We start from the raw sequence: 26,170 nt of genomic DNA on the forward strand, positions 1-26,170 counted from the left end.
TAGAATCGCAGCCACGGACCCGATCACGAGGTGGCCCGCGGAAACGCCGGCCGAGCGTGCGACATGAGCACTTCCACCGCCCATCGCTGAGTCGTCCCCGAGGCCACCTGCAGGGCGCCCTCGTGGCGCTTTTTTGTTGGCTGCGATGCGGAGCCCGGACCCGCGCGATCCCTGCATCACCGGCCGGTTCCGTGCCTCCCATGCCCGCGACCTTCCGCAGCCGGCCACTTCCCTCCCGTTCCCGAACCCCGGTCCCGCCCATGATCACGATCACGCTCCCCGATGGCAGCCGCCGCGAATTCGACCACCCCGTCACCGTGATGGAGGTGGCGCACTCGATCGGCCCCGGGCTGGCCAAGGCCACCGTCGCCGGCAAGGTCGACGGCCGCCAGGTCGACGCTTCCGACCCGATCGACCGCGACGCCAGCCTGCAGATCCTCACCCCGAAGGATCCCGAAGGCGTCGAGATCATCCGCCACTCCACCGCGCACCTGGTCGGGCACGCGGTCAAGCAGCTGTACCCGGACGCGAAGATGGTGATCGGGCCGGTGATCGAGGACGGCTTCTACTACGACATCTGGTACGAACGCCCGTTCACGCCGGACGACATGGCCGCGATCGAGGCGCGCATGCGCGAGCTGATCGCGCAGGACTACGACGTGGTGAAGAAGGTCACGCCGCGCGCCGAGGTGATCGACACCTTCATGCAGCGCGGCGAGACCTACAAGCTGCGCCTGATCGAGGACATGGGCCCCGAGGTCACGGCGATGGGCCTGTACCACCACCAGGAATACGTGGACATGTGCCGCGGCCCGCACGTGCCGAACACGCGTTTCCTGAAGTCGTTCAAGCTGCTGCGGATCTCCGGTGCGTACTGGCGCGGCGATTCGAAGAACGAGCAGCTGCAGCGCATCTACGGCACCGCCTGGGCCGACGACAAGCAGCTCAAGGCCTATATCCAGCGGGTCGAGGAAGCCGAGAAGCGCGACCACCGCCGCATCGGCAAGGCGCAAGAGCTGTTCCATCTGCAGGAAGAGGCGCCGGGCCTGGTGTTCTGGCACCCGAAGGGCTGGGCGGTGTGGCAGGCGGTGGAGCAGTACATGCGGTGCGTGTATCGGGAGACCGGCTACGGCGAGGTGCGCTGCCCGCAGATCCTCGACGTCGAGCTGTGGAAGAAGTCCGGCCACTGGGACAACTACAAGGACAACATGTTTTTCACCGAGTCCGAGAAGCGGACCTATGCGGTGAAGCCCATGAACTGCCCGGGCCACGTGCAGGTGTTCAACCAGGGCCTGCACAGCTACCGCGACCTGCCGATCCGCTACGGCGAGTTCGGCAGCTGCCACCGCAACGAGCCCTCGGGCGCGCTGCACGGCATCCTCCGCGTGCGCGGTTTCACCCAGGACGACGGCCACGTGTTCTGCACCGCCGACCAGGTGGAGGCCGAGGTGCGCGCGTTCCATGCGCAGGCGCTGAAGGTCTACGCGGATTTCGGCTTCGAGGACATCCAGATCAAGATCGCGCTGCGGCCCGAGTCGCGCCTGGGCGACGACGCCACCTGGGACAAGGCCGAGGCCGCCCTGCGCGACGCGCTGCAGGCCTCGGGCGTGGAATGGCAGGAACTCCCCGGCGAGGGCGCCTTCTACGGCCCCAAGATCGAGTACCACCTCAAGGACGCGATCGGGCGCACCTGGCAGCTCGGGACCATGCAGGTCGACTTCATGATGCCCGGCCGCCTGGGTGCCCACTACGTGGACGAGCACAGCCAGAAGCAGGTGCCGGTGATGCTGCACCGGGCCATCGTGGGCTCGATGGAGCGCTTCATCGGGATACTGATCGAGCACCACGCGGGGGCCTTCCCGGCCTGGCTGGCGCCGGTCCAGGCGGTGGTGATGAACATCACCGATGCCCAGGCCGAGGCCGTCCGGGACGTAGCCAAGTTCCTGAATTCGAAGGGGTTCCGGGTCCAGGCCGACCTGCGCAACGAGAAGGTCGGCTACAAGATCCGCGAGCACACCCTGCAGCGGGTGCCCTACCTGCTGGTGGTGGGCGACCGCGAGCGCGAGGCGGGCGCGGTGGCGGTCCGGACCCGGGGCGGGGAGGACCTGGGCAGCATGCCCGTCGACGCCTTCGCGACCCGGCTGGCGGCAGAATCGCACGCCTGATGGTTGTATCGCCGGCGGATTCCGTTAAAAATCCGTACTAACGTCCCGAGGGCGCCCCCCAGGCGCCCCGGCTTTTCCATTTCCGGAGACGCAGTATTAGCACCCCAGACAAGCAGAATCGACGCAACAACGAAATCCGCGTGCCGCGCGTGCGCGTGATCGGGTCCGACGGTGAGATGGTCGGCGTGTTGTCGCGCGACGAAGCCTTGAAGATGGCCGAGGACGAAGGCCTCGATCTGGTCGAGATCCAGCCCAATGCGGATCCGCCGGTCTGCAAGATCATGGACTTCGGCAAGTTCAAGTTCGACCTGCAGAAGAAGGCCAACGAGGCCAAGAAGAAGTCCAAGCAGGTCGAGATCAAGGAAGTGAAGTTCCGCCCGGTGACCGATGAGGGCGACTACCAGATCAAGCTGCGCAAGATGCGCGGCTTCCTGGAGGAAGGGGACAAGATCAAGGTCAACATCCGCTTCCGTGGCCGTGAGATGAGCCATCAGGAGCTGGGCCGCGAGATGGCCGCGCGGATCGAGGCCGACCTCGGCGAGGACATCGTGATCGAATCGCGTCCGCGCCTGGAAGGGCGGCAGATGGTCATGATGATCGCCCCGAAGAAGAAGTGAGCTCACGCGCTGCGGGCGCGTGAGGCCTCTGGTTCCCCCTCCCGTTCACGGGTGAATGGGGTTTGCCTGCGGGGCGCTGGCGCGCGATCGCATGAACGACCGGCGCGCTATGCCGGGCCGGACGGGTGAACGGGGCGCCGACCGGTTTGCTGCCCGGCCCGGCTGGGCACCGGGTGGACGAGCGCGCCGCATGGCGCGCTTCGCTTTTCAGGCGGTTCGTGATCGGAAGGTCCGGTCGTGGGAGCGTGGGCGCCTTGCGGACCGACGCCGCGTCCCGCCGCCCGGGAATCGCTCCTCCCTCGGTCAGGACATCCTGTCCTGACTCGGGCGCAGGACATCCATGTCCTGCTTGCCGCGATCCCCGGCCGGCGGGACGCGGCTCGCGGTCGACCAGCCTGCGTTGCTTCGAGCCCCTTTCGGAAGACGCGAGCGAAAGGTCCCCGGCGGCTGAGCCAGGTCCTGCCACGTCCGTCGGAGAGGGCGCGGCCTGCCGCGCTGGATGACGGATCCGCGGCGGATGACGCCGTGCCGTCCCGCCGAACACCCTGATTTGCAAGCGAAACCCCCGCCGGGCATAATGGCCGGCCCGGTTCGCCGGGTGCGTCATGCGACACCCTTGGACCCGCCCTGATGTCCTTTCGAATCAGCGGCTTACAAACCGGCCAGGCAGGATGGAAAGCCCGTTCCAGTGAGCGGCCTTGCGGCGCAGCCGCGAAGCCTCGACAGGAATGGCGCCCGGGCCAGTACTCGAAACGACCCCAGGACACCCAATGTCGAAGATCAAGATCAAGACGCATCGGGGCGCGGCCAAGCGCTTCCGGAAGACCGCTTCCGGCAAGTACAAGGCAGGCCACGCCAACCGCAGCCACATCCTCACCAAGAAGGCGACCAAGCGGAAGCGCAACCTCCGGCAGACGAACCACGTTCGTGCCGAGGACGCGGGCCGTCTGGACCGCATGCTTCCGTATCTCTGAGGGGGGCTGAACAATGGCACGAGTCAAGCGTGGCGTGCAGGCGCGCCGCCGTCACAAGAAGGTTCTCGGCCGCGCGAAGGGCTATTACAACGCCCGCCGCAAGGTCTTCCGCGTCGCCAAGCAGGCGGTCATCAAGGCCGGGCAGTACGCCTACATCGGCCGCAAGCAGAAGAAGCGCAATTTCCGCACCCTGTGGATCGCGCGCATCAATGCCGCCGCCCGCCTCAACGGCATGAGCTACAGCCGCTTCATGAACGGCCTGCTGAAGGCCGGCATCACCCTGGACCGCAAGGTGCTGGCGGACATCGCCGTGCACGACGCGGCGGGGTTTACCGCCCTGACCGAAAAGGCGAAGGGCGCGCTCGCGGCGTAATGCACGTGTCCCCGCCGGCGTCGCGCAGGCGACTGCCCGCGGGTGGCAAGCTGGTACACGCATGGGGAAGGGCGCGAGTCCTTCCCCATTCGTTTTTCCGGGCCCCGCGGACGCCGCCGCGCGACATCGGGTGCGACGCGCCGCTGGCACGGGCCCGATCGAGCAGTTGGCAACACCGGACCGATCCAGGAACCGAGGACGTTCGATGAGCGACATCGAAGCACTGTCGAAGCAGGCCCTGGCCGACATCGACGCGGCCCCAAGCGCCGACGCGCTCGAATCGCTGCGCGTCGCGCTGCTGGGCAAGAGCGGCGCGATCACCGCGCGGCTCAAGTCGCTGGGCGCGCTGCCGGCCGAGGAGCGCAAGGCCGCGGGCGAGGCGATCAACCGCGTGCGCGATGCGGTGGGCGCGGCGCTGTCCGCGCGCCGCGCGGCGCTCGAGGACGCGGAACTCGATGCCCGCCTGGCGGACGAATCGATCGACGTGACCCTGCCCGGACGCGATCCCGGTCGCGGCGGCATCCATCCGATCAGCCGGACCCTGCAGCGGATGGCCGACATCTTCGGCCGGCTCGGCTACGACCTGGCCGACGGCCCCGAGATCGAGGACGACTGGCACAACTTCGAAGCGCTGAACTTCCCCCCGCACCATCCGGCGCGGGCGATGCACGACACGTTCTATTTCCCGCCCGATGGCCGCGGCATCGCGCGGCTGCTGCGCACCCACACCTCGGGCGTGCAGGTGCGCTACATGCGCGATGCGCTCGCCGGCGGCAACGGGCTGCCGCTGCGCATGATCGCGCTGGGCAAGGTGTACCGCTCCGATTCCGACCAGACCCACTCGCCGATGTTCCACCAGTGCGAGGGCCTGCTGGTGGACGAACATTCGACCTTCGCCGACCTCAAGGGCACGCTGGCCGAGTTCGTGCGCGCGTTCTTCGAGCGCGATTTCGAGATGCGCTTCCGGCCGAGCTACTTCCCCTTCGTCGAACCCGGCGCGGAAGTGGACATCGCCTGGCAGCGGCCGGACGGCAGCACCCGCTGGCTGGAGGTGCTCGGCTGCGGCATGGTGCACCCGAACGTGCTGCGCGCGGTGGGCATCGACCCGGAGCGCTATACCGGCTTCGCCTTCGGCATGGGCGTGGAGCGGCTGGCGATGCTGCGCTATGGCGTGGACGACCTGCGCGCGTTCTTCGACAACGACCTGCGGTTCCTGAAGCAGTTCGCATGAGCGCAGGCGGCCGTTCGCGCGCGGCGCGGCCGCGTCTCCGGCGGGCGCGCGCGGCGGCGTGCGTGGTCCTGGTTTGCAGCGGTCCGGCGGTGGTTCACTGCACGCCGGACCAGACGATGAGAGTGACGGCATGAAGTTCTCCGAAAACTGGCTCCGCCAGCATGTGCCCACCGACGCCACGCGCGAGCGCCTGGTCGAGGTGCTGACCGCGATCGGCCTGGAGGTCGAGGACGTGGTCGCGCTGGGCGAGGCGCTGGACGGCGTGGTGGTGGCGCGCATCGTTTCGGCCGACAAGCACCCCGAAGCCGACCGGCTGCAGGTCTGCCAGGTCGATGCCGGGCAGGCTGGCAGGCTGCAGATCGTCTGCGGCGCACCCAACGCGCGCGTGGGCCTGGTCGCCCCGCTGGCGACGATCGGCACGCGCGTCGGGGAGCTCACGATCAAGGCCGCGAAGCTGCGCGGCGTCGAATCCAGCGGCATGCTGTGCTCGGCGAAGGAGCTCGGCATCGATGCCGACGCCTCGGGCCTGCTGGAACTGCCCGACGACGCGCCGGTCGGCGCGCCGCTGGCGGGCTATCTCGGCCTGCCGGACGCCAGCATCGAGATCAAGCTCACGCCCAACCGCGCCGACTGCTTCAGCCTGCGCGGGATCGCGTTCGATGTCGCCGCCGCGCTCGACGGCGAGGTGGTGGACGGGGACGCCACGCCGGTGCCGGCCACCAGCGACGCACACGTGGCGGTGGAGCTGGGCGCCGGCGCAGATGCGCCACGTTACGTCGGCCGCGTCATCGAGGGCGTCGATGCGGGCGCGGCGACGCCGCTGTGGATGGCCGAGCGGCTGCGCCGCAGCGGCATCCGCCCGGTGAGCCTGCTGGTCGACGTGACCCAGTACGTGATGCTCGACCTCGGCCAGCCGATGCATGCCTTCGACCGCGACCTGCTCACCGGCCCGGTGGGCGTGCGGCGCGCACGCGCGCACGAAACGCTGACCCTGCTCGACGGGCGCGACGTGGTGCTCGACGACGAGTTCCTGGTGATCACCGACGCCGACCGCCCCGTGGCGCTGGCCGGCGTGATGGGCGGTTTCGACACCCGCGTGACCGCCGCCACCCGTAACGTGTTCCTGGAGGCCGCGCACTTCGCCCCGGCCGCGATCATCGGCCGCAGCCGCCGACTGGGCCTGCACACCGATGCCGCGCACCGCTTCGAACGCGGCGTGGATCCGCAGTTGCCGCGCGTCGCGATCGAGGCCGCCACGCGCCTGATCCTGGAGATCGCCGGCGGCACGCCCGGGCCGATGGTCGAGGCCGCGCTCGACGACGGCGCGCCCGGCCCGCAGCCCATCACCCTGCGTCGCGCGCGGCTCGCGCGGGTGCTGGGACTGACCGTGCCCGATGCCGGGGTCGAGCGCATCCTGCGCGCGCTGGGCATGGAGGTCGCCGCGACCGCCGAGGGCTGGCGGGTGGTGCCCCCCAGCCGCCGCTTCGACATCGCGATCGAGGAAGACCTGATCGAGGAAGTCGCGCGCATCCACGGCTACGACGCGATCCCCGCCACGCTGCCGGCCGGTGCCGCGCGCATCGCCGCGCCCAGCGAGACGCGCGTCGCTGACGAGGCATTGCGTGCGCAGCTGGTGGCGCGCGACTACTACGAGGCGGTGAACTTCGCCTTCGTCGACGCGGGCCTGCTCCAGCACTGGCAGGCGCTGGACGGCAGCGTGCCGCTGGCCAATCCGCTGAGCGCGGAACTGGGCGTGATGCGCACGGCGCTGCTGCCGGGCCTGGTCACCGCGCTGGGGCGCAACCTCGCGCGCCAGCAGACGCGCGTGCGGCTGTTCGAGATCGGCAAGGTGTTCGGTGCGGCCGTCGATGGCGAGGCGCCGCGCGAGACCCTGCGCATCGCCGCCGCGATCCACGGCCTGGCCCACGCCGAGCAGTGGGGCGTGCCCGGTCGCGTGGCGGATTTCCATGATCTCAAAGGCGACCTGGACAGCCTTGCCGCCTGCGCCGGCGCGCAACTGGACTATCGTGTGCCGCAGGCGCCGCATGGCCATCCGGGTCGCAGCGCCGAGGTGTGGCGGATCGACGGCGATGCGGAGCGCCGGCTGGGCTGGATCGGCGAACTGCACCCGCGCCTGCTGCGCTCGCTGGACCTGGACGGGCCGGTGCTCGCGTTCGAACTCGATCTCGCCCCGCTGGCCGAACGCGCGATCGCGCGCGCGCAGCCGGTATCGCGCTATCCGTCCGTCCGCCGGGACATCGCGTTCGTCGCCCCGGAGCAGGTGTCCTGGGCGGCGCTGGAAGCCACCATCCGCCGCGCCGCGGGCGCGCTGCTGGCCGAGGTGCGGCTGTTCGACCGTTATCTCGGGAAAGGGGTCGATCCAGGGTTCAGAAGTCTCGCAACCGGCTTGATTCTGCTGGATAAATCGCGCACTCTCACCGACAGTGACGTGGAAGGGGTGGTTGCCGGCGTGATGGACGCGCTGCGCGACGAGCACGGCGCCAGGATCAGAAGCTGATGCGGAATCGGGGGACAGCGTGGCGTTGACCAAGGCGGAGATGGCCGAGAAGCTCTACGAGGAAGTGGGGCTCAACAAGCGCGAGGCGAAGGAGTTCGTCGACGCGTTCTTCAACGTGCTGCGCGAGGCGCTGGAGCAGGGCCGCCAGGTCAAGCTGTCGGGCTTCGGCAATTTCGACCTGCGGCGCAAGAACGAGCGCCCCGGCCGCAACCCCAAGACCGGCGAGGAGATCCCGATCTCCGCGCGCACCGTGGTCACCTTCCGCCCTGGCCAGAAGCTCAAGGAACGCGTGGAAACCTATACCGGATCGCGCGATGCTTGACCCCGGCAGCAACCGCGAACTCCCGCCGATCCCGGCCAAGCGCTACTTCACCATCGGCGAAGTGAGCGAGCTGTGCGACGTCAAGCCGCACGTGCTGCGCTACTGGGAGACGGAGTTCCCGAGCCTGAGCCCGGTCAAGCGCCGCGGCAACCGCCGCTACTACCAGCGCCACGACGTGCTGATGGTGCGCCAGATCCGCGGCCTGCTGTACGAGCAGGGCTACACCATCGGCGGCGCCCGGCTGCGCCTGGAAGGCGAGGGCGCGAAGCAGGAATCGGCGATGAGCAGCCAGATCGTGCGCCAGGTGCGCATGGAGCTGGAAGAGATCCTGCAGCTGCTCAAGCGCTGAGGCGCCGACCGCCGGTCCATTCAGCCCTCGGCCCCGCGCGCGGCCCCCATCGCGCGCTATAATCGCCGCCCATTCCGGGGTATAGCGCAGCCTGGTAGCGCACTTGTCTGGGGGACAAGTGGTCGTCGGTTCAAATCCGGCTACCCCGACCAAACACCGACGGTCCGCCGCAAGGCGGGCCGTTTCCATTTGCGGACCCGGCACCGGCTTGTCGGGGCAGCGCGTGCGACGCCCGCGGGCGGCCGCTACAGTGCGCAGCGATGGACGAGCACGCGCGCGCACTGATCCGGCTGCATGGGCTGGAGCCGCATCCGGAAGGCGGGCATTACCGGCGGATCCACGCGTCCGCGGTCGAGGTGGAAGCCAAGGGCCTGCGCCGCCCGGCGATGACGGCGATCCGCTACCTGCTGGGCGCCGGGCAACGCAGCGCCTGGCACCGCGTGGACGCCGACGAGGCCTGGCACTGGGAGCAGGGCGGGCCGCTCGAACTGCTGCAGTTCGAGCCGACGGCCGGCGTGCTGTCGCGCACCCGCCTGGGGCCGGCGCCGGACGGGGAGGCGCTGTCGTGCATCGTGCCGGCGGGCACCTGGCAGTCGGCGCGTGCGTGGGCTGAGGCGGTGCTGGTGCAGTGCGCGGTGGCGCCGGGTTTCGTCTGGGAAGGGTTCGAACTGCTGGCGCCTGGCTCGGACGTGGCGCGGGAACTGCAGCGACGCGGCGTGGTCCAGCCCTGAGTCCCGCGTATCCTCGCGGCCCGTCACGGATGTGCTGCATGCGCCAGTCCCCACCCCCGACGATGGTCTTCCTGTCGCTGGCGCTGCTGCTGGCGTCCGCCTCCGGCGTGGCGGCGCAGACGGTTTCCGCTGCTTCGGCGGCGGATCCTGCCGACGAGGCGATCGCCGCCGCGCCCACGTCGGCGTCGACGGTTGCGTCCGTTGCAGCGGCGGTGGACGCGCCCGTGCCGACGCCGGGCGACCCGGACGCGGCCGTCAACGTGGGCGGCGCAGTGCGCCCCGTCGAGTCCGGCATCGTCGACCACGCGACCATCGTCGTGTCCGGCCATCTGCCCGGTCCAGGCCTGTGGAAGGTGCGCCGGGGCGCGCACGTGATGTACGTGATGGCGACCCTGTCGCCGCTGCCCCGGCGCATGGACTGGGAATCGGCCGGGGTCGAATCCGTCGTCGCCCGGGCGCAGCAGGTGCTGCTGCCGCCGTCGTTCACGCTCGATCCCGGCGTCGGGGTGTTCCGCGGCATGCTGCTGCTGCCGTCGCTGCTCAAGGCGCGCCGCAACCCGGAAGGGCGCAGCCTGCGCGAGGCGGTGCCGGCGGACCTGTACGCGCGCTGGGAGCCGCTCAAGCGCCGCTATCTGGGCAACGATCGCGGCGTCGAACAGTGGCGCCCGATCTTCGCCGCGCAGGAACTGTACGAGGCGGCGATGCGCGATTCGGGCCTGAGCCGCGACGACGTGGTCGACAAGGCCGTCCGGCGCATGGCGCGCCGGCACGAGGTGCCGCTGCGCAGCGTCGACTTCAAGCTCGAGCTCGACGATCCCAGGGCGGCGATCCGAGAGTTCCAGACCACCACGCTCGCCGACACCGACTGCTTCGCGCGCACGTTGTCGCGGATCGAGGGCGATCTGGAGACGATGCGTCGCCAGGCCAACGCCTGGGCGACCGGCGACGTCGACACGCTGCGCGCACTGCACGGCGAGAGCCAGTACAGCGCCTGCGTGCGCGCGGTGACCGAGACCGGCCTGGCGCAGCGGCTGGGCATGGGTGACCTGCGCCCGCGCGTGGCCGCCATGTGGCTGGCAGCGGCCGACGAAGCGCTCGACACCCACGCGGTCACGTTCGCGATGCTGCCGCTGGGGCTGGTGACCGCGCCCGACGGCTATCTGGCGTCGCTGGCGGCGAGGGGCGACGTGGTCGAGGCGCCCTGAGCGCGGCTCAGGATTCGATCCGGTCGCGCCCGCCGCGCTTGGCGCGATACAGCGCCGCGTCCGCCTCCTCGATCCACTGCTCCAGCGACGCATGCGCGACGCGCGCGGGCGCGATGCCGATGCTCGCGCTGATGCGTTCGGCGGGAGCGGCATCCACGCCGATGCCGCGGATGGCGCGCTGGATCGTTTCCGCCACCCGCGTCGCGTCGGCCGGCCGGGTCGCGGGCAGGACCACGCCGAACTCGTCGCCGCCGTAGCGGCCGGCCTCGTCGCCATGGCGCAGGTTGCCGCGGATCGCGTCGGCCACCGCGCGCAGCACCTCGTCCCCCACCGAATGCCCGTGGCGGTCATTCGAGGCCTTGAAGTGGTCGATGTCGAGCAGCAGCAGGGTCGCCGGCGTCCCCGTGTCGCGGTGCAGGCGCAGCGCATCGTCGGCGAGCGACTGCCAGTGGCGGCGCACGTGCAGTCCGGTGAGCGAATCGGTGCGGCTGAGCTGGTCGAGCTGGCGGTTCTTGCGGCGGATCTGCTGCACCATCCGGTTGCTGGCCAGGCTCACCGCGATGGTGTGGATGACGAGCATCGGCAGCGACACGAGCATCACCGTGAGGCTGGTCTCGGGCCGCAGCGCGAACCCGGTGGCCAGCCCGCCGCCCAGGACGCCGACGGCGAACACCGGCAGCGACCACAGCCACAGCCGCGGAATCCCGGTGCTGATCTTGTCCACCGTGACCAGGGTGAACAGCAGCACGCTGGGCAGGAGGTTGAACTGCATCAGCGCCACCCAGAAGCCGGCCTGGGCGGAGTCGAGCAGCAGGTTGCGCAGCTCGGCGCGGTAGGGCGCGCGGCTGCGGCGGGCGGTCCGCAGCGCCACGTGCGGCCACAGCAGGGCGGTGAAGCCGCACAGGGCCCAGATCGCCGGAGGGGCGCCGGTTTCGAACAGCACCGCGGCGATGCACAGCCCGCCCAGGCCCATGCCGAGCAGGCGGAACACGAAGATGCGTTGCGGTAGCCGGTCCAGTCCGCGCGCTGCCTCGGCGCGGGCCGACCGGCCGGCGGTCGTCTCCACGCCCGGCCTCCCCCTGTGATTGTCCGCGTGCGGGCACGACGGCGGAACGCGTCGATTCTAGGCGGTTTGCCGGCAGGCCGGTGCGCGGGCGGGATCGCGCGGCGGTCGACCGACCGACGTCTCCATCATCGCGGCGTTGGCCACGGCCGCGGCAGCGGTACAGGGCGCGGTCGGATACGCGACCACGAACGAAGCGTCGCCGTGTCAGCCCGATGCGCTGCGCCGCGCGCGCTGGTCGCCGGCCTGCGGCCAGCGCCGCAGGATCGCTCCGCGGATGCCGTCCGCGTCCAGCCCCGCCTCGGCCAGCAGCGCCTCGCGGCTGGCGTGGTGCTGGAACGAATCGGGAAGCCCCAGCTGCAGCACCGGGTGCTGCACGCCCTCGGCCTGCAGCAGTTCCAGCACGCCCGAGCCGGCGCCCCCCATGACCACGTTGTCCTCGAGGGTGACGAAACCTTCGTGGTCCTGCGCCAGTTCCAGCAGCAGGGCGCGGTCGAGCGGCTTGACGAAGCGCATGTTGACCACCGTCAGCCCGAGTGCTTCACCCACCTGCTCGGCCGCCGGCACCAGCGCGCCGAAGGCGAGTAGGGCCAGGCGAGCGCCGTGGCGGCGCACCTCGGCCTTGCCGATCGGCAGCGTGTCCAGCGCTTCGCCGGCCGGGACGCCGGGGCCGCTGCCGCGGGGGTAGCGGACCGCGGCCGGGCCTTCGTGCCGGTAGCCGGTGCTCAGCATCTGTCGGCACTCGCGCTCGTCCGCCGGCGCCATCACCACCAGGTTCGGGACGCAGCGCAGGTAGCTCAGGTCGAGGTTGCCGGCGTGGGTAGCACCATCGGGGCCGACCACGCCGCCGCGGTCGATCGCGAACAGCACGTCGAGCTTCTGGATCGCCACGTCGTGCACCAGCTGGTCGTAGCCGCGCTGCAGGAAGGTCGAGTAGATCGCGACCACGGGCTTGGCGCCTTCGCAGGCCATGCCGGCCGCGAGCGTGACCGCGTGCTGCTCGGCGATGGCGACGTCGAAGTAGCGGTCCGGGTATTCCCTCGAGAACCGGACCAGCCCCGAGCCCTCGCGCATCGCCGGCGTGATGCCGAGCAGGGCGGGATCGCCGGCGGCCATGTCGCACAGCCAGTCGCCGAACACGTCGGTATAGGTCGGCTTCCTGGCGCCGGCCTTGGCTTCGAGGCCCTTGCTCGGATCGAACGGGGAGACGGCGTGGTAGCCGATCTGGTCGCCTTCGGCCAGCTCGTAGCCCTTGCCCTTGGTGGTGATCACGTGCAGCAGCTGCGGGCCCTTGAGCCCCTTGAGCGTCTTCAGTGCGCCGGCGAGCGCCTTCACGTCGTGGCCGTCGATCGGGCCGGTGTAGTGGAAGCCCATCTCCTCGAACAGGGTGGACGGCACGAACATGCCCTTCCAGTGTTCCTCCCAGCGGCGCACGAAGCGGGCCGGCCCGCTGCTGCGCTTGTCGCCGAGCAGCTTCTTGCCGCCTTCGCGCAGCGCGTTGAGGGTCTGGCTGCTGGTCATGCGGCCGAGCATCCGGGTCAGCCCGCCGACCGCCTCGCTGATCGACATCCGGTTGTCGTTGAGGATCACCAGCAGGTTCGGTTCGGGCTCCATGCCGCCGGCATGGTTGAGCGCCTCGTAGACCATGCCGGCGGTCATCGCGCCGTCGCCGATCACCGCCACCACCTTGCGCTCGCTGCCCGCGCGCGCGTTGGCGATCGCCATGCCCAGCGCGGCCGAGATCGAGGTGCTGGAATGGCCGACGCCGAAGGTGTCGTACTCGCTCTCCTCGCGCTTGGGAAACGGCGCCACGCCACCTTCCTGCTTGACGGTGTGGATGGCGTCGCGGCGGCCGGTGAGGATCTTGTGCGGGTAGGTCTGGTGGCCGACGTCCCAGACGATGCGGTCCTCGGGCGTGTCGTAGATCCAGTGCAGGACGGTGGTCAGTTCGACCACGCCGAGCCCGGCGCCGAAATGACCGCCGGACCGGCCCACGGACTCGATGAGATAGCCGCGCAGTTCTTCGGCGATGGCGGGGAGTTCGGCCTCGTCGAACCGGCGCAGGTCGGCCGGGCTGTCGATGCGGGCGAGGCGCGGATAGCGCGTGGAATCGATCATCCGCGCATTGTAGATCCTGGGCCCGCGCGGCGCCGTGCAGGACGGCCGTTCAGCGTCCCCGCAGGCGACCCAGCAGGCCGCCGCTGCGGGCCGGGGTGGCGGGTTCGGGGGGCTGCTCCGGCACCGCTTCGGCCACGCCCGTGGCCAGGTTGGCGTTCACGAAGTCGATGATGTCGTCCAGCGCGATGCCGCTGGCGGTGGCGACGTCCGCCAGCTTCGCCGGACCCTTCATCATCGCCGTGGCGATGCGGAAGTGGCGCGGGAACTCGCGCTCGGTCTGCGGCCAGCGGTTGAGCTGATAGCGCGCCTCGGGATCGTGGCCGGGCAGCAGCGTGCCCTTACCGCTGAGCAGGGCGCCGAGCCAGATCAGGCGGGCGAGCGGCTGCGGCGCGCCGGCGCCGGCCGATTCCTGGGCCCAGGTGGCGTCGTCGACCGGTTCCAGGTCCTCGCGCGCGACTTCGCCCTCGAAGTATTGCGCGAGCGGCTTGAGGGCGGTGGGCCCGTGGTAGGCCGGGGTGTCGGCGTCGATCAGCAGCGTCGGACCGCTGGGCCGGCGATAGCGCAGGCGGCCGCGCAGCGCGCCGCTGGTGAGCCAGCCGAGCAGGGTGGTCGGGGCCGCGGGTGCCACCGGTGCCGGGGGCACGGCGACGTCGGGGCCGGGCGCGGGCGGAGGAGCCGCCGCGGCCTGGGGCTCGGGTGTCTGGGGTGACGCAGGCACGGACGCTGCCACGTCCGCGGTGGGCGCGGCCGGTGGCACCTGCGGCGCAGGCGCGACGACCTCCGGTGCCGGTGCCGCCGGCGTCTGCGCCGGGGTCGCGGTCGCGATCCCCGGGGCGGCGTCCGCAGTCCGGGACGGCGCCGCCGTGGCGTCGCCATCGATCTCGCGCAGCAGGTCGGCCAGCGCGTCCGCGCTGAAGGGCCGGCCGAGGCGGAAGTCCGTCTGCGTGCGGAGCGCCGAGGTCAGCCCGATCACGCGCTTGCCCGACGCATGCAGGCGCAGCCAGCTCATCGGCCCGTACATGCTGTCCATGTCGACCACGATGTGGTCGGCCTGGGTCTCGGGAAGAAGCTCCCAGCGTCCCGCGAGTCGTTCGTTGGCTTCCAGGAAGGCCGCCTTGAGCGCGGCTTCGGTGGCCGGATCCATCCCGGCCAGGCCGATGGTCTGGGACATTGCGCGGGTTCGCTGGGAAAGGTGGGGCGAGTGTAAACCAGCGGCCCCTCATCTTCGTCCGGGTTCAGGCCGCGAACGCGGACGGCGCTGGGCAGGTGCGGGCGCAGGACGGCCATCCGGTCGGCGAGGGTGAGAGGCGGCGCCTGCGTGCGCCGCCAGGCGCATGCGCCGCATCGAACGCCATCCCGCGCAGCGGGAGGGCCGGGCCTCCTCGCGCAGCGTCAGGCGATGGAACGCGGACTGCGCTTGGGCAGGTGCGAGCGCAGGAAGGCCATCTGGTCGGCGAGGGTGAGAGGCGGCGGCTGCGTGCGCCGGCAGGCGCATGCGCCGGATCGAACGCCGTTGCGCTCGCGCGCAACGGCCGGCCATCCTCGCGCAGCGTCAGGCGATCGAACGCGGACTGCGCTTGGGCAGGTGCGAGCGCAAGAAAGCCATCTGGTCAGCGAGGGTGAGAGGCGGCGCTTGCGGGCGCCGGCAGGCGCATGCGCCGCATCGAACGCCATCCCGCGCAGCGGGAGGGCCGCGCATCCTTGCTCAGCGTCAGGCGATCGAACGCGGACTGCGCTTGGGCAGGTGCGAGCGCAGGAACGCCATCTGGTCGGCGAGGATGTTTCGGTTGCTCAGGATCAGGTGCTCGATCCAGCTCGGCCGGTAGGGGATGGCGAGCAGCGGCATCGACGCCTGCTGCGGCGTGCGGCCGCCCTTGCGCGAATTGCAGTGGAAGCAGGCGCAGACCACGTTCTCCCACGTGTCGCGCCCGCCGCGCGAGAGCGGCACCACGTGGTCGCGGGTGAGCAGCTGGCGGCTGAAGTGCTTGCCGCAGTACATGCACAGCGACTGGTCGCGCGCGAACAGCGCGGCGTTGGTGAGCGCGGGCGTGGGGTCGAGCGCCTGCGGTCGCACGTGTCCGCGCGCGGCGATGATCGGGTGCAGGTCGAGCAGGCTGCGTTCGCCGGTGTGGCGGCAGGTACCGCCGCGAATGCGCAAGCACGGATCGCCGAGGGTCCAGGCAACGGCTTCGCGCGCATACAGGCAGGCCGCATCCTGCCAGCTGATCCAGTTCAGGGCGCGGCCGTGGGCATCGAGCGAGAGCAGGCGGACCGCATCCAGGCGCAGCACCGGCGCGGGCAGGGAATCCTCGGCGGAGCCGGGGCCGTCCGGAATCCGCGGGACTCCGGCGGGGTTCACGCGTCGCAGCGCTCTGTCAGGCCCCATCGCGGCGAGCATACGCCGATTCGATGACGCCTGCGCGACCGGAAGCCGTTCCGTTCGAGCGCCGGGGTGGAGCCGGCGAACCGGCCCCGTCGCCGTTGCCGCTCAGTCGTGGGCGGCGCTCGCGCCTCAGGCGTCGAACGCGGCCTCGTCCAGCGCCAGCAGCGGGGCCGGACCGCTGTCGATCGCGGCCTTGTGCGCGAGCGTGCGCGGGAGGATCCGGGCGAAATAGAAGCGCGCGGTCTCGCGCTTGGCCTCCTTGAACGCCTGCGGCTGCGACGAGGCGTCGGCCGCCGCGACGCTGCGCGCCCACCAGTACGCCAGCGCGACGTAGCCCGAATAGAACAGGTAGTCGTACGCCGCCGCGCCGATCTCCTCCGGGTCGCCCATCGCGCGCTTGGCGATCGCCATCGTCAGCGCCTGCCATTCGGCCGCCTTCTCCCGCAGCGGCCCGACGAACTCCGACAGCGCCGAATCGTCGGCGTGCGCCTTGCAGAACGCCTCCACCAGGCCCAGGAAGACCTTCAGCCCGGCGCCCTGCAGCTGCATCGTCTTGCGGCCCATCAGGTCCAGCGCCTGGATGCCCGTGGTGCCCTCGTACAGCGTGGTGATGCGGGCGTCGCGCGCCAGCTGTTCCATGCCGTGCTCGGCGATGTAGCCGTGGCCGCCGAAACACTGCAGCGCGTGGTAGGTGCACTCCACCCCCCATTCGGTCAGGCAGGCCTTGACGATCGGGGTGAGGAAGCCGAGCAGATCGTCAGCCTGCCTGCGTTCGGCCTCGTCGGCGCCGTGCGCGGCGATGTCGACCTGCAGGCCGGCGTGGTAGGAGAGCGCGCGGCCGCCCTCGACCAGCGCCTTGCAGGTCAGCAGCATGCGCCGCACGTCGGGCTGGACGATGATCGGGTCGGCGGGCTTGTCCGGAAACTTCGCGCCCGACAGCGCCCTCGACTGCAGGCGTTCGCGCGCGTAGTGCAGCGCGTTCTGGTACGCGCGTTCGGACAGCCCCAGGCCCTGCATGCCCACGCCCAGGCGCGCGGTGTTCATCATGGTGAACATCGCCGCCAGGCCCTTGTGCGGCTGGCCGACGAGCCAGCCCTGCGCGCCGTCGAAGTTCATCACGCAGGTGGCCGAGCCGTGGATGCCCATCTTGTGCTCGACCGCCCCGCAGCGCAGCGCATTGCGTTCCCCCATCGCGCCGTCGCGGCCGACCTTGAACTTCGGCACCACGAACAGCGAGATGCCCTTGCTGCCGGCCGGCGCGTCGGGCAGGCGCGCGAGCACCAGGTGGACGATGTTCGGCGTGAGGTCGTGCTCGCCGGCGGTGATGAAGATCTTGGTGCCGGTGATGGCGTGGCTGCCGTCGGCGCCGGGTTCGGCACGTGTCCGCAGCAGGCCAAGGTCGGTGCCGCAGTGCGGCTCGGTCAGGCACATGGTCCCGGTCCATTCGCCGGAGACCAGCCGGGTGAGGAACACGTCGCGCTGCCACTGTTCGCCGTGGTGGAGCAGGGCGCTGGCCGCGCCGTGCGAGAGCAGCGGGAAGTTGCCCCATGCGAGGTTGGCCGCGTCGATCATTTCCTCCAGCGGCATGCCCAGCACGTGCGGCAGCCCCATGCCGCCGTACTCCGCGGGCGCGGCCAGCCCGCCCCAGCCGCCCTGGGCGAACTGGGTATAGGCGTCGCGGAAGCCCGGCGCGGTGGTCACGCTGCCGTCGGCCTGGTCGAAGCGCACGCCGTGCTCGTCGCCGACACGGTTGAGCGGCGCCAGCACCGTGCCGCAGAAGCGCGCGGATTCCTCCAGGACGGCGTCGATGGTGTCGCGGCCGGCATCGTCGAAACCGAGGCGGCCGACGCTGGACTCGATGTCCAGCACGTCGAACAGCGTGAAGCGGATATCGCGCAGCGGGGCGGAGTAACGGCTCATGGGCGTTCGCCGGCAGGAAGCGGAGGGGGCGGGGTCAACGCAGCACGCCGGGCAGGCCCGGCACCGGGCTCAGGCGGCTGTCGCGCTCGATCTCGTAGTCGCGCACCTTGCCGCGGTCGGCCGGCGCGGCGTCGATGGTGCCCTCGATGCGGTAGCCGATGCCGCCGCCGTCCGCCAGGCGTCCCGCCAGCAGCAGGCGCGCGTTCGCCGACGGATCGAAGGCCACGGTCACCACGTCCGCCGATTCCGGTCCGATCGTCAGGCCGGGCTCGGCCACCAGCGTGCCGGCGGCGTCCTCGCCGACCTGCAGCGCCAGCGACACGCGCTCGAAGCGCATCGGAATGCTGCTGTAGTTCTGCAGGCGCAGTTCGATCGACCAACGCCCGTCGGCCTGCACGGTCAACTGCTGCAGGCTGGCCGCGGGTTCGGAGATCCGCCGCGGAATCCCGCCGGTGGAGCAGCCGGCCAGGAAGGCCAGCAGCACGATCGCCGGCAGGACCGCCGGCATGCGCCATGCACGCTTCATCAGAACTCCACGCATCGCCCAGGACCGCCGCAGAATACTACGACGTACGGTGGCGTCGGCCGTGCGCCCGGCGGGACCCACTGCGTCGATCCGGAGCCGTACAGGCCGACGCTCCTGTCCGGTGCATCCGCTCCCGCACTACGGCCATCGGCTTGCCGCGCATCGCGCGCATCCGTATCATGGCGGGCTCGCACGGCCCCGCGCCGCTGCGTACTGGCCGGGTAGCTCAGTTGGTAGAGCAGGGGATTGAAAATCCCCGTGTCGGGGGTTCGATTCCCTCCCCGGCCACCACGTCGCAGTTCCTGCGCTCGTGGAGGCAGGCCGCGGTGTCCGCGTCCGCCGTGTCCACGCTGCACCACCGCCTGCCGTCGTTGCGCAGGCTGGGCCTCCGTGCACCGCCGGTCCTCGCGGCACAGTGGCCGCCCGACCAAAGTCCCAGCCGGGGCCCGAAGCGCCTATGCGATAATTGCTGCGTTGCGGCAGCCTTCCATGCCGCCTGCGCCGGGCCTGCGGGCCCGTCCGTACGCCCGAAACGAGGAGTCCTCCGTGTCAGACCATGTCGTGTTGAACGCCGGCGGCAAGTCCGTCGACCTGCCCGTCCTGAAGCCCACGCTCGGCAACGACTGCGTCGACGTGTCGCGGCTCACGAAGGAGACCGGGCTCTTCACCTACGACTCGGGGTTCACCGCCACCGCCAGCTGCAAGTCCGCGATCACCTACATCGACGGCGAGCAGGGCGTGCTGCTCTACCGTGGCTACCCGATCGAGCAGCTCGCCGAGCACTCCAGCTTCCTGGAAGTCGCCTATCTGCTGATGAATGGCGAACTGCCGGACAAGGCTGAATTCGCCAAGTTCGAGCACGAGGTGACGCATCACACGATGATGCACGAGTCGCTGAAGAACTTCCTGCACGGCTTCCATTACGACGCGCACCCGATGGCGATGCTCGCCGGCACGGTGGCGTCGCTGTCGGCGTTCTATCACGACAACCTCGACCTCGACGATCCCGAGCAGCGCCGCCAGGCCGCGATCCGGCTGCTGGCCAAGGTGCCGACGCTCGCCGCCGCCGCCTACCGCTATTCGATCGGCTGGCCGATCCGCTACCCGCGCAACAACCTGGGCTACGTCGACCGCTTCCTGCACATGATGTTCGAAGTGCCGAGCGAGCCGCTGGAGCTCAACCCGGTCGTGGCCAAGGCGCTCGACCTGCTGTTCATCCTGCACGCCGACCACGAGCAGAACGCCTCGACCTCGACCGTGCGCCTGGTGGGTTCGACCGGTGCCAATCCGTACGCCTGCATCGCCGCGGGCATCACCGCGCTGTGGGGCCCCGCGCATGGCGGCGCCAACGAGGCGGTGCTCAAGATGCTCGAGGAGATCGGCGATCCGAAGAACGTCGAATCGGCGATCGCCAAGGCCAAGGACAAGGAGTCGGGCTTCCGCCTCATGGGCTTCGGCCATCGCGTCTACAAGAACTTCGACCCGCGCGCCAAGATCATCCGCGAGATGACCCACAAGGTGCTGGGCGAACTGGGCGTGGACGACCCGCTGCTGGAAGTGGCGATGCGGCTGGAAGAGGCGGCGCTGAAGGACGACTACTTCATCCAGCGCAAGCTGTACCCGAACGTCGACTTCTACAGCGGCATCATCTACAAGGCGCTGAAGATCCCGACCGAGATGTTCACGGTCATGTTCGCCATCGGCCGCACCGCCGGCTGGGTGGCGCACTGGCTGGAGCAGCAGGTCGATCCAGAAGCCAAGATCGGCCGTCCGCGACAGATCTACACCGGCAGCGACGTTCGCGACTACGTGCCGCCCGGCAAGCGCTGAGCGTGCGCTCGAGCGGCGAACCGGGAGCGGGTCGCCGCCGAATTCACGTCTGGTAGGACTCAGTTCCCGATGTCGACGGTGTAATCCGAGCGCACGGCGGTGATCTCCATGCCGGGCGGCAGCGTGCAGGTGAAATTCGGGTTCCGGAACATGACCCCCGCTTCCGCCGACGTCCATTCGAACTCGTGGCTGGTGCCCGGCGCCAGGGTCGCTGCACGCGGATAAGCCGCCTGCAAAGAGATTCCGCCGTAGTGATAGCCGGGCCGCGCAGTGCAGTTGACGCCCTGTGAACCGGCGGCGCCATTGCGGACGACGACGCTGATCGTAACCGCACCGCCATTGGCCGAGTTCTCGTTCCAGGTGCCATTCATCGAACACACGACATAGAACGTAGCGTTGCCGGCATTCCGGATGCCGGTCGCCGAGTAGCGGGCCTGGGTAGTGGAGAAAAACGGCTGGCATGCCCCTGCCGGCGATGTGACGGTGTTGCGGATCGAGGTCGCGGCGGACACGTCGGTCGCCGAAGCGAGCCAGGCGCCTGTGGCGACGAAGACGACGAAGGCGGCGAAGCGACTATTCGCGAGCGATGTGTGCATCTGCAACTCCTGTTCGTGATACATGTTTAGTCATCCTGCGACGCGCGGGCGGGACAGGATCCCGCCCGCGCGGCGGAGTTCCACGGCCTCCGCAAGGCCGCGGATCGCATGAATCAGTTGCCCACGTTCTCGTACATGTACAGGTTCAGGTGGGTGATCTCGACGCCGGCTGGGACCGTGCAGGTGAAGTTTGGGTTGGCGATGTAGAGTTCGGGGCTTTCAGGCCACATCGAACTCCGATACCACTCGAACCAGTGCTGGGCTCCGGCGGGGATCGTGTACGACTGCGGGAAGCTCCCCTGCGAGGTTGACGAGCCTTCGACATAGCCGGGGCGGAGCGTGCAGGAGACCTTGACGGGCGCGTCGGTGAGGTTGCGCGCGACGATATCGACTTTGCGGCTGCCGCTGTCGTGGTCGCCACCCCAGCCCGCCTGTGCGCTGCACGAGGCGTAGAACTGGGACGTGCCGGCATTGCGCATGCCCGTGGCGGAGTAGCGCGCCTGGGTGGTCGAGAAGAACGGCACGCAGGCGGAGGATGCGCCGACGGTGAGCTCTCGCTCGACGTATTGCTGCGCGTACGCCGCGGGCGCTGAGGCGGCGAGCAGGGCGACCACGAGACCGCGGCGAACGAGGTTCTGGTTCAGCATCTTGGATCCTTGAAGGTGGACGACGGTGGGTGCAGTTGGCGCGGGGGAGACAGCTCTCCAACGCAGGGACCGACGGCGCCCGGCCAAGTCCGGGCCTAATGGACAGGCAGCCGCCAACGTGCGGGGTAGTGGAGCTGACCCCGGCGTCGGTCCCCTTGCAGTAGGCGCGTGCGGGACGCGGGGCACCCCGCCTTGCGGGCTGCCCGCATGGCGCATCCGAGACTGCCGCGCGTGGGCCGACGACCCTAGGGGCGAGGCTGCGTGTTGCCGCCAGCGGCCCGCCCGGCCAGCAGCGATTCGGATCCTGCCCGGGCGCCGTAGATGATCACTTCCGTCCGGCCGTCGGGGCGCGGGACGATCATCGTGCGCACCGAGGTCACGGCCTCCGCCATGCCGAGGACGTACAGGTCGGCCCAATCGTTGGCTTGCTGGGCGCTGTCGAACGCCATCTGCACCTTGCACATGCGGCGCATGCAGCGCGCGTTGAATTCGTCCGGCACCCCCAGTTCGACCAGGCTCTCCTCGACCGCCGCATCGAGAAGCGACCGTTCCGCCGTCGGTGCCCACGCCGGGTCGACGCTCGAATCGTCACGAAAGTTCGATTCGTAACCGCTGAACGCGTCGCGCTGCGTGGTGGGAGAGCTGGACTCCATTCCCCGGGGCCGGGCAGTCTGCACGGGTGCGGCCGCGCGTGGGGACGACGGCGCCGATCCGGTCGGTCGAACTCCGCCCCCGACGACGTTCACTGGGGTCGGGACCGCTTCGCTGGCGGCGGGAGCGCGCCGCTCCCACAGCAGTGCCAGTGCGATGCCGAGGGCGAAGGCCAGCCCGACGATGGCGACGAGCGCCCATGCCGGGAGCGAAGGACGGACACTCGTTGGCGAATCCATGGCGACCTCGATCGGGCTCGGGCAGAGGCCCACCTGCGTCGTCAGGGAGCCTGCCGCCCGAGTCTACCCGGCGTCGCCCATCCCGTGCCAAGCGATCTCTTCCTCCGCGAGCAGGGTTTGCAGCTGACCTGCCGAGGCGCGTCGCATGGGCTTCTCCTCCACGGTGGACAGCGGCGCCTGGCGCAGCGCGACGGCGGGCAGGACGGTGAGGTCGAAGACGAGGTCCTCGGCGGTGAACTGCCAGACCGGGAATTCGCCTTCGCGCAGCCGGTCCAGGCGCAGCCGGCGACTGCGTGACTCGGCCGGGATGCCGGCCTCTTCCAGATGGCGCGCCACCGCATCGGCGTCGTCGCTGTAGAGCTGGAGGCACACCGGTGCGCGCGCATCCGCGGTTCCGTCCAGCACAGGACCGACCAGGCGCGGGTCGAAGCGGGCGAAGAACTCGAGCGCGCGCAGCGCCGCCTCGCGCCGGATGCGCAGGTCGCGCCCATGGCGATCGCCGACGAACAGCCGCTGGTATTCGCGCAGCGCGTCCTCGATCTCGCGGTTGCGCGGCAGCGAAGCGTCGTCGTGGATGCCCAGGCGCTCGGCGGCCTTGCGCTTGGCCTGTTGGAAGTCGCGGATGCCGCCTTCGGCCATCAGCCGCGCGGCCTCGTGGGCGAGGCGGTGGCGCCGTTCGCGGGTGCGCGTTTCGGCATGCTGGCGGGCGCGGTGCATCTCGATCCCCCCGGAGCGGTGTCGCTGCGACTGTACCGCATGACCGGCGCGCGTCAACTTGAACCCCGTGGCCCCGAAGCGGAGCCCGTCGGGGCGGCGGCGCGACCGGTCAGTCGACCGATCGTGTCCGGCTCTCGCCGGCGAGCGTGCGGCGAGAAATGCCGTGCCGCGCCGGAGCGCGTCTCCGCCCCCGCACCTCCTCAGAAGATGTCGAACGCTTCCTCGGCCGGCATGTCGTCGAACTGGAACTCGTTGACCGCCTCCATGCGCTCGAGGTCCTCGACCTTCACGTATTCCGTGATCCCGCCGCTCGCCGTGGTCGGCAGCAGCTGGCCGCCGGCCGTGACCGCGACCTGCACCATGCCTTCGGGCGGCTCGTTGCTGGCGATCGGAACGTCCTTCAGCGCGACGCGCATGAAGTCGATCCAGATCGGCAGCGCCGCGCGGCCGCCGTATTCGCGATAGCCGAGCGAGCGGTTGTCGTCGCGTCCGACCCACACCGAGGTGACCAGGTTGCCGCCGAAGCCCGAGAACCAGGCGTCGCGGTGATCGTTGGTGGAACCGGTCTTGCCGCCGACATCCTCGCGCTCGAGCACCCTGGCCGCGGTGCCGGTGCCGCGCTGGACCACGTCGCGCATCATCGACACCAGCTGGTAGGCGACGCGCTCGTCGATCGCGCGCGGGGCGAGGATCGCATCCTCGGGCAGTTCGGTGGCGGGCGCCTCCGCCGCCTCGCCGTCCTCGGTCGCCGGCGCGGTGGTCACCGGGCGTGCCGGGCCGAGGTCGAATCCGTCCACCACGTTGGCCCGCGCCACCTGCACGGCGCGGCTGCCGGCGGCGCAGCCGCGGCAGGCGGTCGGCGGATTCTCCTTGAACACCAGTTCGCCGTTGCGGTCGCGTACCTCGTCGATGAACCACGGCGTGATGCGGAAGCCGCCGTTGGCGAACACCGCATAGCCGCGCGCCACCGACAGCGGCGTGAGCGAGGGCGTGCCGAGCGAGATCGAGAGGTTCGGCGGCAGCTCCGATTCCTCGAAGCCGAAATGGCTGATGTAGCGGCGCGCGTAGTCCACGCCGATCGCGTCGAGCAGACGCACCGAAACCAGGTTGCGCGACCGCACCAGGGCTTCGCGCAGGCGCATCGGCCCGGCGAAGCGGCCATCGTCGTTCTGCGGCCGCCAGTCCTGGCCGCGACGCATGCGGAACACCACCGGCGCATCGAGCACGATCGACGCCGGGTTGAACCCGCGTTCGAAGGCCGCGGCGTAGATGAAAGGCTTGAAGCTCGAACCGGGCTGGCGCCGCGCCTGGGTGGTGCGGTTGAACTTGTTGCCGGCGTAGCTGAAACCACCGACCAGCGCGCGCAGGGCGCCGGTGTCCGGTTCCAGCGAGACCAGGGTCGCCTGGCCGCGCGGAAGCTGGTCGAGCTGCCAGCTGATGGTCGGCGGCGGAGGCGGGTCGCCTTCGGAGGCGCCGGCCGGCGCCTTGGCCGGCGTCTCGATCCGTTTGACCCGCACCAGCTGGCCGCGTTCGAGCAGCGCGGCCGGCGTCTTGCCGGTCCACTTGCTGCTAGCCGCATCCAGGGTCACGACGGTCGCGTCGGCCAACACCACCTCGGCGCTGCGCTCGGCGGTGGCGCGCACGATCGCCGGCAGCAGCCCGCCCTGGGCAGGCACGCCGCGCAGGCGCGTCGCAATGGCGGCTGGCTCCTCGTCCGCGGCCAGCTCGAAGGTCTGCTCCGGCTTGCCGGTCCAGCCGTGGCGGTGGTCGTAGACCGCCAGGCCGTCGCGCACCGCCTGGTCGGCCGCGGCCTGCATCACCGGGTCGATGGTGGTGGTGACGTGGTAGCCCTTGGTCAGCACGTCGCCGCCGAAGCGCGCCTCCATCTCCTGGCGCACCATCTCCGCCACGTAGGGCGCGTACGCTTCCACCGGCCTCTCGTGCGGCGCGGCGTGCATCGGCACCGCGCGTGCCTGGCGGTACTCGGCCTCGCTGATGAAGCCGAGTTCGCGCATGCGCGCCAGCACGTAGTCGTCGCGGCGTTCGCGCGCGCGCTCCGGGTTGCTGAGCGGGTTGCCGCTGGACGGGAACTTCGGGATCGCCGCCAGCGAAGCCATCTCGTCCAGGTCGAGCTGGTCGAGCGACTTGCCGTAGTAGAACTCCGCCGCCGCGGCGATGCCGTAGGCCCGGTTGCCGAAGAAGCTCTTGTTGAGATACAGCTCGAAGATCTCGTCCTTGCTCAGCTGCCGCTCCATCTTGCGGGCGAGCAGCATCTCGGCGAACTTGCGGGTGAAGCTGTACTCGGTGCTGAGGTAGAACTGGCGCGCCACCTGCTGGGTGATGGTCGAACCGCCGGGCACGCGTTCCTGGCCGCGGGTCTTGGCCAGCAGCCACACCGCGCGCGCCACCCCGCGGTAATCCACGCCGCCGTGTTCGTAGAAGCGCGCGTCCTCGGTGGCGAGGAAGGCCTGCTTCAGGCGTTCGGGCACGTCCTCGATCTCGACCGGATAGCGCCGCATCTCGCCGAACAGGGCGATCAGCTTGCCGTCGCGCGAGTACACGTACATCGGCTCCTGCATCTCGACGTCGCGCAGGCTCTGCACGTCGGGGAGGCGGGACGAGACGCTGTAATAGATGAATCCGCCCACCGCCATGGCGGCGAGGCCGAGCACCACGCAGACCAGCAGGATCCATCTCAGGATACGGAGCAGCGGTCGGGACTTCTTCCGGGGCGGCCGGGGATCGGGTCTGGACATAGGCGCGCAAGTATAGAGGGAGCGCCATCGGCGGACGGCACGCCGGGTGCCCGGGCCGGGTCGCCGGTCAGGGTGGGGCGGGGCAGGCGGCACGGTGCTTGCATGGATGTGTCGCGCTGGGGCAGGAACTGCCGCGAGCCGGGCAATCCGGCACGCTCTCGCAAATCGATAGTTGCCACCGGATGAAAAGTCCGTTATTTAATGCTCCGGGGCACGTTGCGCACGTAAGCGCCCGTGAC

Annotated in this window: 22 protein-coding genes and 2 tRNA genes; 13 read left to right on the forward strand and 11 right to left on the reverse strand. The window is 70.3% G+C overall.

The window, feature by feature from the left end; all coding sequences use genetic code 11:
* Positions 1-260: 260 nt before the first annotated feature.
* The 11 genes from thrS (at position 261) to QFW80_RS15650 (ending at position 10,485) form a co-directional block, all read left to right on the forward strand.
* A complete protein-coding gene (gene thrS, locus QFW80_RS15600; RefSeq protein ID WP_280602893.1) occupies positions 261-2,165 on the forward strand; it encodes a threonine--tRNA ligase in 1,905 nt (634 codons plus the stop codon).
* Between the two features lie 95 nt (positions 2,166-2,260).
* Positions 2,261-2,782: a translation initiation factor IF-3 gene (gene infC / locus QFW80_RS15605; protein WP_280580553.1), complete on the forward strand. Its 522-nt coding sequence runs from the start codon at positions 2,261-2,263 to the stop codon at positions 2,780-2,782.
* A 770-nt stretch (positions 2,783-3,552) separates the two neighbouring features.
* Entirely contained in the window at positions 3,553-3,756 is a 204-nt protein-coding gene (gene rpmI / locus QFW80_RS15610; RefSeq protein ID WP_100322122.1) for a 50S ribosomal protein L35, read from the forward strand.
* Positions 3,757-3,769: 13 nt separating this feature from the next.
* Complete coding sequence (gene rplT, locus QFW80_RS15615) at positions 3,770-4,129, forward strand: 50S ribosomal protein L20 (RefSeq protein WP_280602894.1); 360 nt, start codon at positions 3,770-3,772, stop codon at positions 4,127-4,129.
* A 205-nt stretch (positions 4,130-4,334) separates the two neighbouring features.
* Positions 4,335-5,360, forward strand: coding sequence for a phenylalanine--tRNA ligase subunit alpha (gene pheS / locus QFW80_RS15620; RefSeq protein WP_280602895.1), 1,026 nt, complete (start codon positions 4,335-4,337; stop codon positions 5,358-5,360).
* 130 nt (positions 5,361-5,490) lie between these two features.
* Positions 5,491-7,878, forward strand: a complete 2,388-nt coding sequence (gene pheT, locus QFW80_RS15625; protein ID WP_280602896.1) for a phenylalanine--tRNA ligase subunit beta — start codon at positions 5,491-5,493, stop codon at positions 7,876-7,878.
* Between the two features lie 19 nt (positions 7,879-7,897).
* Entirely contained in the window at positions 7,898-8,200 is a 303-nt protein-coding gene (locus tag QFW80_RS15630) for an integration host factor subunit alpha (RefSeq protein WP_280580366.1), read from the forward strand.
* Entirely contained in the window at positions 8,193-8,549 is a 357-nt protein-coding gene (locus QFW80_RS15635; protein WP_146388068.1) for a MerR family transcriptional regulator, read from the forward strand. The genes QFW80_RS15630 and QFW80_RS15635 overlap by 8 nt, the downstream gene beginning before the upstream one ends.
* 75 nt (positions 8,550-8,624) lie before the next feature.
* A tRNA-Pro gene (locus QFW80_RS15640) sits at positions 8,625-8,701 on the forward strand.
* Between the two features lie 108 nt (positions 8,702-8,809).
* Positions 8,810-9,280: a cupin domain-containing protein gene (locus tag QFW80_RS15645; protein WP_280602897.1), complete on the forward strand. Its 471-nt coding sequence runs from the start codon at positions 8,810-8,812 to the stop codon at positions 9,278-9,280.
* Between the two features lie 38 nt (positions 9,281-9,318).
* The gene (locus QFW80_RS15650; protein WP_280602898.1) at positions 9,319-10,485 is read left to right on the forward strand and encodes a TraB/GumN family protein; all 1,167 of its coding nucleotides are present in this window, start codon (positions 9,319-9,321) and stop codon (positions 10,483-10,485) included.
* Between the two features lie 7 nt (positions 10,486-10,492).
* Here QFW80_RS15650 and QFW80_RS15655 read toward each other — a convergent pair whose 3' ends face one another.
* From QFW80_RS15655 to QFW80_RS15680, 6 genes are all read right to left on the reverse strand, one after another.
* Complete coding sequence (locus QFW80_RS15655; protein WP_280602899.1) at positions 10,493-11,551, reverse strand: sensor domain-containing diguanylate cyclase; 1,059 nt, start codon at positions 11,549-11,551, stop codon at positions 10,493-10,495.
* 204 nt (positions 11,552-11,755) lie between these two features.
* The gene (gene dxs / locus QFW80_RS15660) at positions 11,756-13,666 is read right to left on the reverse strand and encodes a 1-deoxy-D-xylulose-5-phosphate synthase (protein WP_280602900.1); all 1,911 of its coding nucleotides are present in this window, start codon (positions 13,664-13,666) and stop codon (positions 11,756-11,758) included.
* A gap of 49 nt (positions 13,667-13,715) precedes the next feature.
* Positions 13,716-14,837, reverse strand: a complete 1,122-nt coding sequence (locus QFW80_RS15665) for a hypothetical protein (RefSeq protein ID WP_280602901.1) — start codon at positions 14,835-14,837, stop codon at positions 13,716-13,718.
* A gap of 540 nt (positions 14,838-15,377) precedes the next feature.
* Positions 15,378-16,052, reverse strand: coding sequence for an HNH endonuclease (locus tag QFW80_RS15670; protein ID WP_280602902.1), 675 nt, complete (start codon positions 16,050-16,052; stop codon positions 15,378-15,380).
* Positions 16,053-16,178: 126 nt separating this feature from the next.
* The gene (locus QFW80_RS15675; protein ID WP_280602903.1) at positions 16,179-17,969 is read right to left on the reverse strand and encodes an acyl-CoA dehydrogenase C-terminal domain-containing protein; all 1,791 of its coding nucleotides are present in this window, start codon (positions 17,967-17,969) and stop codon (positions 16,179-16,181) included.
* Between the two features lie 34 nt (positions 17,970-18,003).
* Positions 18,004-18,495 (reverse strand): LEA/WHy family protein, encoded by a 492-nt coding sequence (locus QFW80_RS15680; RefSeq protein WP_280602904.1) that lies wholly within the window; start codon positions 18,493-18,495, stop codon positions 18,004-18,006.
* Between the two features lie 215 nt (positions 18,496-18,710).
* Between QFW80_RS15680 and QFW80_RS15685 the strand changes: the two genes are divergently transcribed.
* Both QFW80_RS15685 and QFW80_RS15690 read left to right on the forward strand, forming a co-directional pair.
* A tRNA-Phe gene (locus QFW80_RS15685) sits at positions 18,711-18,786 on the forward strand.
* A 255-nt stretch (positions 18,787-19,041) separates the two neighbouring features.
* Positions 19,042-20,325: a citrate synthase gene (locus QFW80_RS15690; RefSeq protein WP_280602905.1), complete on the forward strand. Its 1,284-nt coding sequence runs from the start codon at positions 19,042-19,044 to the stop codon at positions 20,323-20,325.
* 59 nt (positions 20,326-20,384) lie between these two features.
* Here the strand turns inward: QFW80_RS15690 and QFW80_RS15695 are convergent, their stop codons facing one another.
* The 5 genes from QFW80_RS15695 to QFW80_RS15715 all read right to left on the reverse strand — a co-directional run bounded on the left by QFW80_RS15695 (position 20,385) and on the right by QFW80_RS15715 (position 25,931).
* Complete coding sequence (locus tag QFW80_RS15695) at positions 20,385-20,945, reverse strand: hypothetical protein (protein ID WP_280602906.1); 561 nt, start codon at positions 20,943-20,945, stop codon at positions 20,385-20,387.
* An 89-nt stretch (positions 20,946-21,034) separates the two neighbouring features.
* Entirely contained in the window at positions 21,035-21,568 is a 534-nt protein-coding gene (locus QFW80_RS15700; RefSeq protein ID WP_280602907.1) for a hypothetical protein, read from the reverse strand.
* A 245-nt stretch (positions 21,569-21,813) separates the two neighbouring features.
* Complete coding sequence (locus tag QFW80_RS15705) at positions 21,814-22,458, reverse strand: hypothetical protein (protein WP_280602908.1); 645 nt, start codon at positions 22,456-22,458, stop codon at positions 21,814-21,816.
* A 63-nt stretch (positions 22,459-22,521) separates the two neighbouring features.
* Positions 22,522-23,175 (reverse strand): hypothetical protein, encoded by a 654-nt coding sequence (locus QFW80_RS15710; protein WP_280602909.1) that lies wholly within the window; start codon positions 23,173-23,175, stop codon positions 22,522-22,524.
* A gap of 200 nt (positions 23,176-23,375) precedes the next feature.
* A complete protein-coding gene (locus QFW80_RS15715; protein ID WP_280602910.1) occupies positions 23,376-25,931 on the reverse strand; it encodes a penicillin-binding protein 1A in 2,556 nt (851 codons plus the stop codon).
* Positions 25,932-26,170 lie beyond the last annotated feature (239 nt).

Origin of the sequence: Luteimonas rhizosphaericola (assembly GCF_029888045.1) — a bacterium.
In the GTDB taxonomy this organism is placed as follows: domain Bacteria; phylum Pseudomonadota; class Gammaproteobacteria; order Xanthomonadales; family Xanthomonadaceae; genus Luteimonas; species Luteimonas rhizosphaericola.

Excerpts from the sequence above, each read along its gene's own strand:
- thrS (WP_280602893.1), top strand. The coding sequence starts at position 261 with ATGATCACGATCACGCTCCCCGATGGCAGCCGCCGCGAATTCGACCAC.
- rpmI (WP_100322122.1), top strand. The coding sequence starts at position 3,553 with ATGTCGAAGATCAAGATCAAGACGCATCGGGGCGCGGCCAAGCGCTTC.
- rplT (WP_280602894.1), top strand. The coding sequence starts at position 3,770 with ATGGCACGAGTCAAGCGTGGCGTGCAGGCGCGCCGCCGTCACAAGAAG.
- pheS (WP_280602895.1), top strand. The coding sequence starts at position 4,335 with ATGAGCGACATCGAAGCACTGTCGAAGCAGGCCCTGGCCGACATCGAC.
- pheT (WP_280602896.1), top strand. The coding sequence starts at position 5,491 with ATGAAGTTCTCCGAAAACTGGCTCCGCCAGCATGTGCCCACCGACGCC.
- QFW80_RS15635 (WP_146388068.1), top strand. The coding sequence starts at position 8,193 with ATGCTTGACCCCGGCAGCAACCGCGAACTCCCGCCGATCCCGGCCAAG.
- QFW80_RS15645 (WP_280602897.1), top strand. The coding sequence starts at position 8,810 with ATGGACGAGCACGCGCGCGCACTGATCCGGCTGCATGGGCTGGAGCCG.
- QFW80_RS15650 (WP_280602898.1), top strand. The coding sequence starts at position 9,319 with ATGCGCCAGTCCCCACCCCCGACGATGGTCTTCCTGTCGCTGGCGCTG.
- dxs (WP_280602900.1), bottom strand. The coding sequence starts at position 13,666 with ATGATCGATTCCACGCGCTATCCGCGCCTCGCCCGCATCGACAGCCCG.
- QFW80_RS15665 (WP_280602901.1), bottom strand. The coding sequence starts at position 14,837 with ATGTCCCAGACCATCGGCCTGGCCGGGATGGATCCGGCCACCGAAGCC.
- QFW80_RS15670 (WP_280602902.1), bottom strand. The coding sequence starts at position 16,052 with ATGGGGCCTGACAGAGCGCTGCGACGCGTGAACCCCGCCGGAGTCCCG.
- QFW80_RS15675 (WP_280602903.1), bottom strand. The coding sequence starts at position 17,969 with ATGAGCCGTTACTCCGCCCCGCTGCGCGATATCCGCTTCACGCTGTTC.
- QFW80_RS15680 (WP_280602904.1), bottom strand. The coding sequence starts at position 18,495 with ATGAAGCGTGCATGGCGCATGCCGGCGGTCCTGCCGGCGATCGTGCTG.
- QFW80_RS15695 (WP_280602906.1), bottom strand. The coding sequence starts at position 20,945 with ATGTATCACGAACAGGAGTTGCAGATGCACACATCGCTCGCGAATAGT.
- QFW80_RS15700 (WP_280602907.1), bottom strand. The coding sequence starts at position 21,568 with ATGCTGAACCAGAACCTCGTTCGCCGCGGTCTCGTGGTCGCCCTGCTC.
- QFW80_RS15705 (WP_280602908.1), bottom strand. The coding sequence starts at position 22,458 with ATGGATTCGCCAACGAGTGTCCGTCCTTCGCTCCCGGCATGGGCGCTC.
- QFW80_RS15710 (WP_280602909.1), bottom strand. The coding sequence starts at position 23,175 with ATGCACCGCGCCCGCCAGCATGCCGAAACGCGCACCCGCGAACGGCGC.
- QFW80_RS15715 (WP_280602910.1), bottom strand. The coding sequence starts at position 25,931 with ATGTCCAGACCCGATCCCCGGCCGCCCCGGAAGAAGTCCCGACCGCTG.